Source organism: Pseudomonas sp. D1-36 (assembly GCF_051132205.1).
In the GTDB taxonomy this organism is placed as follows: domain Bacteria; phylum Pseudomonadota; class Gammaproteobacteria; order Pseudomonadales; family Pseudomonadaceae; genus Aquipseudomonas.
The window spans coordinates 520,138-535,116 of sequence record NZ_CP071674.1 but is presented as its reverse complement, the minus strand read 5'-3'; the positions used below and the strand labels follow the sequence as shown (position 1 = coordinate 535,116).

The window sequence follows — 14,979 nt, the reverse complement described above, 5'->3', positions numbered from 1 at the left end:
GTTACCGGACCTCCACGGGAGTGCCCTGCAAACGCTCCAGGGCCTCGTTCACCGCCAGCGGCATCAGCTGGCGCAGGCAGTTGTAATGGCCGAAGCGGCAGGTACGGTCGAAGCATGGACTGCACTCGATGCCCAGGCGCACGACTTCGACCTGATCGGCCAACGGCGGAGTAAAACCCGGCGAAGTCGAGCCGTAGACCGCAACCAACGGACGGTTCAGCGCGGCCGCGACGTGCATCAAGCCGGAGTCATTGGACACCACCGAATCGGCGCAGGATAACAGGTCAATCGCCTCGGCCAGGGACGTGTCGCCGCTGAGGTTGACCGACTCTTCCCGCAGGCCCGGAATCAGCCGCGAACGGATGTCTTCGCCCACCGAGTGATCGTTTTTCGAACCGAACAGCCAGACTTGCCAGCCTTCACGGATCTTCGCCTCGGCAACCTGGGCGTAATGCTCCGCCGGCCAGCGCTTGGACTCACCGAACTCGGCGCCCGGGCACAGGGCCAATACCGGGCGATCCAGGGTCAGACCGAACTTGGCCAGGGCCGTTTCGCGCGTTACCGGATCGATTTGCAGGCTCGGCCGAGGATACGGCTTGGGCAATTCGGCCCCCGGCTCGTAGGCCAGGGCCATGAAGCGCTCGATCATCAATGGATAACGATCTTTGTCCAGCGTGCGCACGTCATTGAGCAAGCCATAGCGAAACTCGCCGCGCCAGCCTGTGCGCTTGGGAATGCCGGCAAAGAACGGCACCAGCGCCGATTTCAGCGAATTGGGCAACAGGATCGCCTGGTCGTAGTGGCCGACCAGGGATTTGCCGATGCGCCGGCGAGTCGCCAGCTCCAGCACGCCATGGCCGAGCGGAAAGCTCAAGGCCTTGCGCACCTCGGGCATGCGCTCAAGGATCGGACGGCTCCATTCAGGGGCCAGAACGTCGATTTCGCACTGCGGATGACGCAGCTTCAGACACTGGAACAGTGTCTGGGCCATCACCATGTCACCGACCCAACTGGGCCCAACGATCAGAATATTCATGTGCTTTCCAAAAACGATACGGGGAGGCCTACGCCTCCCCGCCTCGAGAATCACTGTGGCTTAGGTCGTTGCCTGTGGCCTTAATCTACAACACACCGCCAATCAACTGTGGGAGCGAGCCTGCTCGCGATGGGGCCAGCACATCCAACATCGATGTCGCCTGACCCACCGCTATCGCGAGCAGGCTCGCTCCCACAGGGGTTGCGCACAAGTATCCAATACCGTGCGGCACCGCCAATCAACTGTGGGAGCGAGCTTGCTCGCGATGGGGCCAGCACATCCAACATCGATGTCGCCTGACCCACCGTTATCGCGAGCAGGCTCGCTCCCACAAGGGTTGCGCACAAGTATCCAACACCGTGCGACACCGCCAATCAACTGTGGGAGCGAGCCCGCTCGCGATGGGGCCAGCACATCCAACATTGATGTCGCCTGACCCACCGCTATCGCGAGCAGGCTCGCTCCCACAGGGGTTGCGCACAAGTATCCAATACCGTGCGACACCGCCAATCAACTGTGGGAGCGAGCTTGCTCGCGATGGGGCCAGCACATCCAACGTCGATGTCGCCTGACCTACCGCTATCGCGAGCAGGCTCGCTCCCACAAGGGTTGCGCACAAGTATCCAATACCGTGCGGCACCGCCATTCAACTGTGGGAGCGAGCCCGCTCGCGATGGGGCCAGCACATCCAACGTCGATGTCGCCTGACCTACCGCTATCGCGAGCAGGCTCGCTCCCACAAGAGTTCCGCATAAATATCCAATACCGTGCGGCACCGCCAATCAACTGTGGGTGCGAGCTTGCTCGCGATGGGGCCAGCACATCCAACGTCGATGTTGTCTGACCCACCGCTATCGCGAGCAGGCTCGCTCCCACAGGGGTTGCGCACAAGTATCCAATACCGTGCGACACCGCCAATCAACTGTGGGAGCGAGCTTGCTCGCGATGGGGCCACCACATCTAACATCGATGTCGCCTGACCCACCGCTATCGCGAGCAAGCTCGCTCCCACAGGGGTTGCGCACAAGTATCCAATACCGTGCGGCACCGCCAATCAACTGTGGGTGCGAGCTTGCTCGCGATGGGGCCAGCACATCCAACGTCGATGTTGTCTGACCCACCGCTATCGCGAGCAGGCTCGCTCCCACAGGGGTTGCGCACAAGTATCCAATACCGTGCGACACCGCCAATCAACTGTGGGAGCGAGCTTGCTCGCGATGGGGCCAGCACATCTAACATCGATGTCGCCTGACCCACCGCTATCGCGAGCAAGCTCGCTCCCACAGGGGTTGCGCACAAGTATCCAATACCGTGCGGCACCGCCAATCAACTGTGGGAGCGAGCTTGCTCGCGATGGGGCCAGCACATCCAACGTCGATGTCGCCTGACCCACCGCTATCGCGAGCAGGCTCGCTCCCACAGGGGTTGCGCACAAGTATCCAATACCGTGCGACACCGCCAATCAACTGTGGGAGCGAGCTTGCTCGCGATGGGGCCAGCACATCCAACATCGATGTCGCCTGACCTACCGCTATCGCGAGCAAGCTCGCTCCCACAGGGGTTGCGCACAAGTATCCAATACCGTGCGGCACCGCCAATCAACTGTGGGAGCGAGCCCGCTCGCGATGGGGCCAGCACATCCAACGTCGATGTCGCCTGACCCACCGCTATCGCGAGCAAGCTCGCTCCTACATTCAATCCTTCAACTCAGCCCCAGCTCTCGCCAGATCCGCATCACCTGTCGACGCTCATCCACGAACTGATCGCCTGCAATCACCCCAGTGTCTTTCTGCAAGGCCTGGCGGTGGGCGGCGGAGCGGTAGGCCTTGTAGGCTTCGCGCAACAGCGTGGCATCCTCGGCAGGCATCAATCCGACCTCCTGCAATCCGTCCAGGATGCGGATGTTATCGGTGTAGCGCACCAGTGAAGGGTACGCCTCGGACCAGGCCAGGGCCGCGTATTGCACCATAAATTCAATATCGACGATACCTCCGGCGTCCTGCTTGAGGTCAAAGGGCGCCGTGGCTTCGAAGGCATTCGGCGCGGTCCCGGCGGCGGTGGCCTTGCTGCCAAGGTTGTCGCGCATCTTGGCGCGCATCTCGCTGACTTCCTGGCGCAGCGTCGGCAAATCACGGGTGCGTCCCAACACCTGGGCGCGGACTTTTTCGAACGCTTGGCCGACGTCCTGGCTGCCCACCAGCACTCGCGCACGCACCAACGCCTGATGCTCCCAGGTCCAGGCTTCGTTTTCCTGATAGCGGGCAAACGCTCCCAGGGAACTGACCAGCAAGCCCGACGCTCCGGACGGCCGCAGACGCATGTCCACTTCATACAACTGCCCGGAGTTCGTCTGGGCCGTCAACAAGTGAATGATCCGCTGGCCAAGCCGGGTGAAGAATTGAGCGCCGTCGATGGGTTTCGGGCCGTCGGTTTCAGCCTGCGGGTCGCCATCGTGGATGAACACCAGGTCCAGGTCGGAACCATGCCCCAATTCCAGGCCACCGACTTTCCCATAGCCGACAATGATGAACCCCGGATCGCACGGGCTCCCATCGGTGCGCAACGGTACGCCATGCTTGGCGACTGTCTGGCGCCAGGCCAGGGCCAGCACCTGCTCGAGGATGGCTTCGGCCAGCCACGTCAGGTAGTCGCTGACTTTCATCAACGGCAGGCTGCCGGCGATTTCCGAGGCAGCGACGCGCAGGCGGTGGGCCAGCTTGAAATGCCGCAAGGCTTCCATCTGTTGTTCGAGATCGTCCTCGGGGATGCGCGTCAGCCGCTCGCGCAATTCCGCCGCCAGCTCAGGCGCCAACGGCGGCTTGAACAAACGGCCTTCGTTGAGCAACTCATCGAGCAACAGCGGAAAACGGGTGATCTGCTCGGCAATCCATGGGCTCGCCGCACACAACGTCAGCAAACGCCGCAACGCGCCAGGGTTCTCGGTCAGCAGCACCAGATAAGCCGAACGGCGGGCCACGGCTTCAACCAATGGCAATACCCGTTCCAGCACCAGGTCCGGATTGGCGTGCTCCACCGCCTGAGCCAACAGGCGGGGAATGAACGCATCCAGGCGCTCGCGCCCCAAACGTTGCATCGCGCGCAATTGCGGGCTGGCGCGCAAGGCAGCCAAGGCCCTCAGCGCCTTGGACGCATCGGTGAAACCGCCCGCCTCCAACTGGCGACACGCCGCTTCCTCATCCTGGCTGTCTTCCCACAGCGGCAGCCATTCTCCACCCACCGCGACTTCGCCTTCGCTGCCCTCTTCTTCGTCCGGATCGGCGATGACCTGGCCGAAATGCCAGGCCACGCGCCCACGCCAATGCATCAGCTGTTCGTGGAACGCCGACCAGTCGGCGAAGCCCAGCATGAACGCAATGCGCGCCTGATCCTGCGCAGTGTCCGGCAGCATCTGCGTCTGGCGGTCGGCAATGGCCTGGATCGCATGTTCGGTGTAACGCAGGAACTCATAACCCTGGCGCAACTCGTCGATCACCTTGGACGGCAGGTAGCCCTGGCCCTCCAATGTGCCAAGCACCTTCAACAACGGTCGTTGCTGCAAGCTCAGGTCGCGACCGCCATGGATCAACTGGAACGCCTGGGCGATGAATTCCACCTCGCGGATGCCGCCCGAACCCAGCTTGATGTTGTCGGCCATGCCCTTGCGCCGCACCTCCTGCTGGATCAACTGCTTCATGGTGCGCAACGCTTCGATGGCGGAAAAATCCAGGTAACGGCGATAGACGAACGGGCGCAGCATGTCGAGCAGTTGCGCGCCGGCCACCTGGTCGCCCGCCACCACCCGCGCCTTGATCATCGCGTAGCGTTCCCAGTCGCGCCCCTGGTCCTGGTAATACTGCTCCAGGGCATTGAAGCTCAGCACCAGCGCGCCGGCCGAGCCATAGGGACGCAGACGCATGTCGACACGAAATACAAAGCCATCGACGGTCATCGGATCGAGGGCCTTGATCAGGCGCTGGCCAAGGCGGATGAAAAATTCCTGGTTATCCAGCGGCCGCTTCGCGCCGACGGTTTCGCCGCCTTCGGGATAGGCGAAGATAAGGTCGATGTCCGACGACAGGTTCAGCTCGACGGCGCCTAGCTTGCCCATGCCCAGGATGACCATCTGCTGCGGCTCGCCACTGCGCCGGCCGGTGGGTATGCCCAATTGCTGGCTCAGGCGTTGGTACAACCATCGATAGGCCTGGTCGATGCAAGTGTCGGCCATGTCCGAGAGATCGCGACAGGTCTGGACCAGGTCCGCCTGGCGGGTCAGGTCACGCCAAATGATGCGCACCTGCTGGCGGGTGCGCTGGCGACGCAGCACGCGACCCAACTCATCTTCGGTTTCGGCGGCCTGGACGGCGGCGCCGATCTGCGCGCACATTTCACCGGGGGCCAGGCTGCGGTCCAGCTCGCCGCTGTGCACCAGTTCCAAGAGCATCGACGGGTCTCGTACACTTTGCTCGATGACAAAGTCGCTGGCCGCGACGACGCGATTGAACTCGGCCCAGCGCTGCGGCGTCCAGGCAGAGAGCCCATGGTCGTCGTCCAGAGTGGCGACCGCCGCGCGGAACGACTGCTCGGCCCGACTGACCAATGACTGGAGAATCGCCGGTATTTCGGCAAGCGAGGGCAGGCTCATGGTCTATCCTTGATCGGCGCGGGAAAGGCTGGATGTAGTGTTTTTTCGAATGCCACTACCTGATCGACTGTCGAACAAAGATGATAAATAGCTGATTTTCTGGTTTTATTGGCAGCCGGCATCAAGTTTTTACCTGTTCGAGTTGGCTAATGACCAACAGTAACGATTATTCTCACAACGAAACGAGGGGCCATAAGCCGCTCATGTGTAGTTTTACTACTCGTCTATACATTCGAAAGGCTGAAACGGCCAACGATTTGTAGTAAAACTACACGCCGCCGAGACAACCTTCGGCAATCCAAGAATTTATATCGTCTGCCCACAAGGCCAGTCGCAAACTCAGGCAACCGATTCTGGTAGCCTTTCCGCCCTGGAGCAAGCCATGCAAGACCTCGATCCCGTCGAAACCCAGGAATGGCTGGACGCCCTGGAATCGGTTCTCGACAAAGAAGGCGAAGACCGTGCTCATTATCTGATGACCCGTATGGGTGAACTCGCAACCCGCAGCGGTTCGCAACTGCCCTACGCCATCACCACGCCATACCGCAACACGATCCCTGTCACCCACGAAGCACGCATGCCTGGCGACCTGTTCATGGAACGCCGCATTCGCTCGCTGGTGCGCTGGAACGCGTTGGCCATGGTCATGCGTACCAACCTGAAAGATTCTGACCTGGGCGGTCACATCTCCAGCTTCGCCTCCAGTGCGACGCTGTATGACATCGGCTTCAACTACTTCTTCCAGGCCCCGACCGACGAACATGGCGGCGACCTGATCTACTTCCAGGGTCACGCATCGCCAGGCGTCTACGCCCGTGCGTTCATGGAAGGCCGCATCACCGAAGACCAGATGAACAACTTCCGCCAGGAAGTGGACGGCAACGGCCTGTCCTCGTACCCGCACCCTTGGCTGATGCCTGATTTCTGGCAGTTCCCGACCGTTTCCATGGGCCTGGGCCCGATCCAGGCGATCTACCAGGCGCGCTTCATGAAGTATCTCGAAGCCCGTGGCTTCATCCAGCCAGGCAAGCAGAAAGTCTGGTGCTTCATGGGTGACGGTGAATGCGACGAGCCGGAATCCCTGGGTGCGATCTCCCTGGCCGGCCGCGAGAAGCTGGACAACCTGATCTTCGTCATCAACTGCAACCTGCAGCGCCTCGACGGCCCGGTTCGCGGCAACGCCAAGATCATCCAGGAACTCGAAGGCGTGTTCCGTGGTGCCCAGTGGAACGTCAACAAAGTCATCTGGGGCCGTTTCTGGGACCCACTGCTGGCCAAGGACGTCGACGGCATCCTGCAACGCCGCATGGACGAAGTCATCGACGGCGAGTACCAGAACTACAAGGCCAAGGACGGCGCGTTCGTCCGTGAGCACTTCTTCAACTCGCCTGAACTCAAGGCGATGGTTGCCGACCTGTCCGACGACGAGATCTGGAAGCTCAACCGTGGCGGCCACGACCCGTACAAGGTCTACGCGGCGTACCATCAGGCGGTCAATCACAAAGAGCAACCGACCGTCATCCTGGCCAAGACCATCAAGGGTTATGGCACCGGTGCCGGCGAAGCGAAGAACACCGCGCACAACACCAAGAAGGTCGACGTCGAGAGCCTGAAGCTGTTCCGTGACCGCTTCGACATCCCGGTCAAGGACAGCGAACTGGAAAACCTGCCGTTCTTCAAGCCGGAAGAAGGCAGCGCCGAAGCCCGTTACCTGGCCGAGCGCCGCGCCGCCCTGGGTGGTTTCGTGCCGCAGCGTCGCGCCAAGAGCTTCAGCATCCCGACGCCGCCACTCGATACCCTCAAGGCCATCCTGGACGGCTCGGGCGACCGCGAAATCTCCACCACCATGGCTTTCGTGCGGATCCTCGCGCAACTGGTCAAGGACAAGGAAATCGGCTCGCGCATCGTCCCGATCATTCCGGACGAGGCCCGTACCTTCGGCATGGAAGGCATGTTCCGCCAGTTGGGCATCTACTCGTCCGTCGGCCAACTCTACGAGCCAGTCGATAAAGACCAGGTGATGTTCTACAAGGAAGACAAGAAGGGCCAGATCCTCGAGGAAGGCATCAACGAAGCGGGCGCCATGAGCTCCTTCATTGCCGCCGGTACTTCGTACTCCAGCCACAACCAGCCGATGCTGCCGTTCTACATCTTCTACTCGATGTTCGGCTTCCAGCGTATCGGCGACCTGGCCTGGGCCGCTGGCGACAGCCGTACTCGTGGCTTCCTGATCGGCGGCACCGCCGGCCGGACCACCCTCAACGGTGAAGGCCTGCAGCACGAAGACGGCCACAGCCACATGCTGGCCGGGACCATCCCGAACTGCCGCACCTATGATCCGACCTACGGCTACGAGCTGGCGGTGATCATTCAGGACGGCATGAAGAAGATGACCGAAGAGCAACAGGACGTCTTCTACTACATCACCGTGATGAACGAGTCCTACCAGCAGCCAGCCATGCCGGCCGGCGTAGAGGCAGGCATCGTCAAGGGCATGTACCTGCTCGAAGAAGACACCCGCGAAGCGGCGCACCACGTCCAGCTGATGGGCTCCGGCACCATCCTGCGCGAAGTGCGTGAAGCGGCGAAGATCCTGCGTGAAGAATTCAACGTCGGCGCCGACGTCTGGAGCGTCACCAGCTTCAACGAACTGCGTCGCGACGGCCTGGCCGTGGAGCGCAGCAACCGCCTGCACCCTGGCCAGAAGCCAAAGCTGAGCTACGTCGAAGAGTGCCTGAACGGCCGCAAAGGTCCGGTCATCGCCTCTACCGACTACATGAAGCTGTTCGCCGAACAGATCCGCCAGTGGGTTCCTTCCAAGGAATTCAAAGTGCTGGGCACCGATGGTTTCGGCCGTAGCGACAGCCGCAAGAAGCTGCGTCACTTCTTCGAAGTCGACCGTAAGTTCGTTGTGTTGGCAGCCTTGGAAGCCCTGGCTGACCGCGGCGATATCGAACCTAAAGTGGTGGCCGAAGCCATCGCCAAGTTCGGCATCGATCCGGAAAAACGCAACCCACTGGACTGCTGAGGAGAATTTTCGTGAGCGAACTCATTCGCGTACCTGACATCGGCAGCGGTGAAGGTGAAGTAATTGAACTGTTTGTGAAGGTCGGCGACCGCATCGAAGCCGACCAGAGCATCCTGACGCTTGAATCGGACAAGGCCAGCATGGAAGTGCCTGCGCCGAAGGCCGGTGTCATCAGGAGCCTGAAAGTGAAGCTGGGCGATCGCCTGAAGGAAGGCGACGAGTTGCTGGAGCTGGAAGTCGAGGGCGCCGCCGCGGCACCTGAAGCGGCCGCCCCTGCTGCTGCCCCGGCGGCGGCTGAAAAGCCTGCCGCTGCGCCCGCTCCCGAAGCGGCTCCAGCTCCGGCCGCCGCGCCTGCCGCCGCCACTGTTCAGGACATCCATGTCCCGGACATCGGTTCGTCGGGCAAGGCCAAGATCATCGAAGTACTGGTCAAGGCCGGCGACACCGTCGAAGCCGACCAGTCGCTGATCACCCTGGAATCCGACAAGGCCAGCATGGAAATCCCATCGCCGGCCGCCGGTGTGGTGGAAAGCGTCGAGATCAAGCTGGAAGACGAAGTCGGCACCGGTGACCTGATCCTGAAGCTGAAAGTGGCCGGTGCCTCGGCGCCTGCCGCGCCAGCCCCGGCTGCTGCGCCTGCTGCCAAGGCCGAAGCCGCCCCAGCGCCAGCGCCAGCCGCCGCCCCCGCCGCCAAGGCCGAAGCGGCTCCTGCCCCTGTCGCCGCGGCGCCTGCGCCTAGCGGTGCCAAGGTGCACGCTGGCCCTGCGGTGCGTCAGCTGGCCCGTGAATTCGGTGTCGAGCTGTCCGCCGTAGGCCCGAGCGGCCCTCACGGTCGTGTGCTCAAGGAAGACGTGCAAGCCTACGTCAAAGCCATGATGCAGAAGGCCAAGAGCGCACCGGCCGAAGGCGCCACCGGCGGCGCGGGCATCCCGCCGATCCCGGCGGTGGACTTCAGCCGCTTCGGCGAAACCGAAGAAGTGGCCATGACTCGCCTGATGCAGATCGGCGCGTCGAGCCTGCACCGCAGCTGGCTGAACATCCCGCACGTGACTCAGTTCGACCAGGCTGACATCACCGAGCTGGAAGCTTTCCGCGTTGCGCAGAAAGCCGTGGCGGAAAAGGCCGGCGTGAAACTGACGGTCTTGCCGCTGCTGCTCAAGGCCTGCGCGCACCTGCTCAAGGAACTGCCGGACTTCAACAGCTCCCTGGCTCCAAGCGGCAAGGCTGTGATCCGCAAGAAATACGTGCACATCGGCTTTGCCGTCGACACCCCGGAAGGCCTGCTGGTACCGGTCATCCGCAACGTCGACCAGAAGAGCCTGCTGCAACTGGCTGGCGAAGCCGCTGCCCTGGCCGAAAAAGCCCGGAACAAGAAGCTCACCGCCGACGACATGCAGGGCGCCTGCTTCACCATCTCCAGCCTCGGCCACATTGGCGGCACCGGCTTCACGCCGATCGTCAACGCGCCGGAGGTGGCGATCCTGGGTGTTTCCAAGGCCACCATCCAGCCAGTCTGGGACGGTAAAGCCTTCCAGCCGAAGCTGATGCTGCCACTGTCGCTGTCCTACGATCACCGCGTGATCAACGGCGCCGCCGCAGCGCGCTTCACCAAGCGCTTGAGTGACCTGCTGGGCGACATCCGCACCATCCTGCTGTAATACCGAACGGCCCTCCCTTGCGGAGGGCCGTTTGACTGCTGTTTTCCGAGCGCCACGCTCGTACCTCAACCCCGCCCGTTTGGCGGGGCTTTTTTTGCTCGGGCTAAAACCGTATTTCACCAACGGTTTTTCCTACCCCCTTGCGCATAAAAGACTACTTGCTCTGGTAGTCGTTGCCCACAACTACCGCCCCCTGCCCTACCGATATTTAACCTGCTTGCGGCTTTAGCATGAATCCAGCGCGCCCAACAACTTTGGCGCTGACGAAAATATAAACTTCGAATGGATTCGAACATGTTAAAGCCAACGGTAGGCCCTATTATTGGCCACACGACAACCCACCACGCTCGTATCTTTCTACGAGGCGATGGGAACACCGACAATCCTTTATTCGCCGGTATCCGCTACCGCCGAAAAGGCGATACGGCCTGGTCCAGGGGACAGTTCATCCGACTGGTTTCTTATCGCGACTTAGCCGGTGTCATCGTATTGAAGGGCCTTGAGCCCGACACCTTCTATGAATACCAGGCCGGCTGGAAAAGCACATTGAGCCCGGCGCACACTCCAGAGACCATACTGGAGCTGCCGCTGCAGTGGCCCAAGGAGATTTACCAGTTGCGCACGCCCTCCAGCGAGACCGACGCCCCACGCAGCTATATCGTCGGCTCGTGTCGATACCTGCGCATTACCGCGGGTGTCCCGGCGACACCGGAACGGGGGGATCGCACATTCGCGGGTATCAACCGAATCGTGGAGCGAGCCAACCCACCCATCAGCGCAGTAGTGATGACCGGCGACCAAGTGTATCTCGACGACCTGAATTTCATTGCGCCGGACCGCAACCTCAAGGACATGTTATTCAAGTACCGAACTGCCTTTTCCCAACCCCATATTAAAAAACTGATGTCCAGCGTGCCGACTTACATGATGCTCGACGATCATGAAATAAAGGACAACTGGCCCGCCAAGAAGAATCACCAAGACGAAACTCTCTATACAAACGCTCTTGATACTTACGAGCTTTATCAAGCCAGTCACAGCCCGGCCCATGAACTTCTGGATGACGGCACGTTAAGGCCACTCACCCGCTACTGGTATACATTTGCCCATGGCAATACAGGATGGTTCGTTACCGACAGCCGGACTCGACGCAACCTGTCGGCAAACAACCGGCGCATCCTGGATGAAGAACAGGAACATTCGCTGCTGACATGGCTGATCGACAGCCCCTACCGGGTCAAATTCGTCGTCACCGGTGTCATGTTCTACCCCGACCGCAAATTCAACGCAGGGGATGCCTGGCAAGCGTTTCCAGAGCAACGGCTACGCTTGCTTGAAACCATCCGCAGCCATCGGATCAAGAATGTGATCTTCGTCTCTGGTGACGTGCACGGTTCCCTGACGAGCATGCTGACCCACAGCCAGGATCCTGACTTCCAAATCCACACAGTCGTCTCGTCGCCATTTTGCAACAGCAGGCTGTTGCCTTACGCCAATGCCTCGACTTTTATTCCCGGCAAACCCATGGCTCGGGCTCCAAGCGGTGAGTATCAATACGAGCTGACCGGCAAGGTGATCAGCCAGGACAACTTTGCCCAGCTGAAAGTCACGGCCCAGAGCGTTCAAGTGACGTTTCATGACCGTGACGGAGATCCCTTGGAGGTCGTCGACATACCGTTGCGCTGAGCTTGCGTAGCCCAGGGAACACCTCTGATCGGCCGACAACTGGAGAAATCCCCTCGTCGGCCGATAAAAGGTTTATAGCACTTGGCCTTCATGTCTCTTGTCAGCCAGTGCCGCAATGATGCAACCTTGCGGCAATCCGTAATAACGAGGGCGTCAGCCCGGCGCGATCAGCATTTTCGAAGCGAGTCTCCCCATGAAAAGCCAACCCGATGCCGCCAGTCGTATGGCGGCCGAGGTAGTGACGCAGTTACCGGTGCCCTCGCGGCTCGGTATGCTGCGTTTCGAACGGCTGAATGAAGCAAGCTGGGCGTTGCTGTTCCTCGATCCAAACTGCGAACGCTACTTCGGCCTGCCGGCCGTTGAGCTTTGCTCGCTGGTCAGCTCTCCCTTCGCCAGCCTGATGGAGCCTGAAGCGCGCTATCAGTTGCATGACGCGATCCAACAGCAGTTGGCCCAGGCGTCCCACTATCTGATCCGCTACACACTGCACACCGCCAAAGGGCCGATGAACCTGCTGGAGACCGGTGAAGCCTACAGGCAGCACAATCGCCATCTGCTGCGCGGCTATCTGATGGTGGTGGACGACCTGCTGCAGGACGGGCCATCCATGCCTGCCGTGGACCTGGAAACCCAGAACTCCAGGCTCCAGATCGCCCTGGAATTGAATCAACGCGCGCAGCAGGAGCAACTCCAGCACCTGGACCGGGTCCGCGCCCAGCAAGACCTGATCCTGTTGTTGACTCGCCAGCGCTACAGCGCCAACAAATCCCTGCAAGAAGCCGCCGAGCTGATTACGCGCAGCGCGTGTGACATCTACCAGATCGATTGCGCGAGCATCTGGAATCTGGAGGATGGCAAGCTGCTGCCGATCTCCGCCTATAATCGCGCCTCCCAGGAACATTTCCTGCCAAAGGTGATCAACGCCAGCGAATTTCCAGACTACATGGAAGCGTTGCAGACCTGCCGCGCCATCGATGCCCATAACGCGATGCGCGACCCTCGCACGCGGGAATTGGCCGAGAACCTCCGGGCCCGGGACGTCAATGCCATCCTCGACGCCAGCATCCGTATCGACGGGCAAGTCGTCGGGGTGCTCTGCCTGGAGCAAGTAGGCGCGACCCGCGCCTGGCAGTCGGACGAAATCGCCTTCGCCGGCGAACTGGCTGACCAATTCGCCCAAGTCATCAACAACCATAATCGCCGCACCGCCACCAGCGCCCTGCACCTGTTCCAGCGCGCCGTGGAACAGAGCGCCAACGCGTTCCTGCTGGTCAATTGCGACGGTGTGGTGGAGTACGTCAACCCAAGCTTCACCGCCATCACCCAGTACACCACCGAAGAAGTCCACGGCCAGCGCCTCTCGGAACTGCCGGCCCTGGAGAACCTCAGCGAACTGCTGTTCGATGCGCCATCGGCCCTGGCCCAGAGCAACAGCTGGCAGGGCGAATTCAAGAGCCGACGCAAGAACCTCGAACCCTACTGGGGCCAGTTGTCGATCTCCAAGGTCTATGGCGACAACCGCGAGCTGACCCACTACATCGGCATCTACGAAGACATCACGCAGACCAAACTGGCCCAGCAGCGCATCGAACGCCTGGCCTACACCGACAACCTGACCAACCTGGGCAACCGTCCGGCTTTTATCCGCAACCTGGATGAACGCTTCGCCCGCGACAGCAATTCGCCCATCAGCCTGCTGCTGGTGGACATCGACAACTTCAAGCGCATCAACGACAGCCTCGGCCATCAGACCGGCGACAAACTGCTGATCAGCCTGGCCCGGCGCCTGCGCAATAGCCTGAGCTCCAGCGGCAGCCTGGCGCGCTTCGCCAGTAACGAATTTGCGGTGCTGCTGGACGACACCGACCTTGAGGCCGGCCAACAGATCGCCAGCCAGCTGCTGATGACGCTCGACAAGCCGATGTTCGTCGATAACCAGTTGATCAGCGTGACCGGCTCCGTGGGCCTGGCCTGCGCGCCTTTGCATGGCCGCGACCCACAGACCCTCATGCGCAACGCCGGCCTCGCTCTGCACAAGGCCAAGGCCAACGGCAAGCACCAGGTCCAGGTGTTCACCGAGGCGCTGAACGCCGAGGCCAGCTACAAGCTGTTCGTGGAAAACAACCTTCGACGCGCCTTGACCCAGAACGAACTGGACGTGTTCTACCAGCCCAAGCTGTGTCTGCGCAGCGGTCGCTTGCTGGGCATGGAAGCGCTGCTGCGCTGGAATCATCCGGAAAAAGGCATGATCCGTCCTGACCAGTTCATCAGCGTGGCCGAGGAAACCGGCCTGATCATCCCCATCGGCAAATGGATCGCCCGCCAGGCCTGCCGCATGAGCAAACAGCTGACCGCGGCTGGCCTGGGCAATCTGCAAGTGGCGATCAACCTGTCGCCCAAGCAGTTTTCCGACCCGGACCTGGTGGCCTCGATCGCCAGCATCCTCAAGGAAGAACAATTGCCCGCGCGGCTGCTGGAACTTGAACTGACCGAAGGCCTGCTGCTCGAAGCCACCGAAGACACCCACCTGCAACTCGACCAGCTCAAGCGCCTGGGCCTGACCCTGGCGATGGATGACTTTGGCACCGGTTATTCATCCCTGAGCTACCTGAAGAAATTCCCGATCGACATCATCAAGATCGATCGCAGCTTTATCCATGAAATCCCGGACAACCAGGACGACATGGAGATCACCTCCGCGGTGATTGCCATGGCCCACAATCTGAAGCTCAAGGTCGTGGCCGAAGGCATCGAGACCGCCCAGCAGCTCGCCTTCCTGCGGCGCCACCGCTGTGACGTCGGCCAAGGCTACCTCTTCGACCGGCCGATCCCCGGCGCAGAGCTCGTCGAGAAGCTCAAGCGCTACCCGCGCGGTCCGCTGGTCTGACAGCCGCTTATAGCTTGCAGCGGCTTTTGTGAGGCACACTGA

The 14,979-nt window shown here is 61.2% G+C and carries 6 protein-coding genes; 4 read left to right on the top strand and 2 right to left on the bottom strand.

Annotation, left to right across the window (positions count from 1 at the left end; translation table 11 throughout):
* Position 1 precedes the first annotated feature (1 nt).
* Positions 2–1,036, bottom strand: a complete 1,035-nt coding sequence (gene waaF / locus J3P76_RS02355; protein WP_434608143.1) for a lipopolysaccharide heptosyltransferase II — start codon at positions 1,034–1,036, stop codon at positions 2–4.
* Between the two features lie 1,702 nt (positions 1,037–2,738).
* Entirely contained in the window at positions 2,739–5,678 is a 2,940-nt protein-coding gene (gene glnE, locus J3P76_RS02350) for a bifunctional [glutamate--ammonia ligase]-adenylyl-L-tyrosine phosphorylase/[glutamate--ammonia-ligase] adenylyltransferase (RefSeq protein WP_420766141.1), read from the bottom strand.
* Between the two features lie 382 nt (positions 5,679–6,060).
* On the opposite strand from glnE, the gene aceE reads away from it, so the two are divergent.
* The 4 genes from aceE (at position 6,061) to J3P76_RS02330 (ending at position 14,937) form a co-directional block, all read left to right on the top strand.
* Positions 6,061–8,706, top strand: a complete 2,646-nt coding sequence (gene aceE, locus J3P76_RS02345) for a pyruvate dehydrogenase (acetyl-transferring), homodimeric type (RefSeq protein ID WP_420766140.1) — start codon at positions 6,061–6,063, stop codon at positions 8,704–8,706.
* 11 nt (positions 8,707–8,717) lie between these two features.
* Positions 8,718–10,364 (top strand): dihydrolipoyllysine-residue acetyltransferase, encoded by a 1,647-nt coding sequence (aceF, locus tag J3P76_RS02340; protein ID WP_434608146.1) that lies wholly within the window; start codon positions 8,718–8,720, stop codon positions 10,362–10,364.
* Between the two features lie 294 nt (positions 10,365–10,658).
* On the top strand, positions 10,659–12,050 hold the full coding sequence (locus J3P76_RS02335; protein ID WP_434608148.1) for an alkaline phosphatase D family protein: 1,392 nt from the start codon (positions 10,659–10,661) through the stop codon (positions 12,048–12,050).
* 193 nt (positions 12,051–12,243) lie between these two features.
* Positions 12,244–14,937, top strand: a complete 2,694-nt coding sequence (locus tag J3P76_RS02330) for an EAL domain-containing protein (RefSeq protein WP_434608150.1) — start codon at positions 12,244–12,246, stop codon at positions 14,935–14,937.
* Positions 14,938–14,979: the final 42 nt, after the last annotated feature.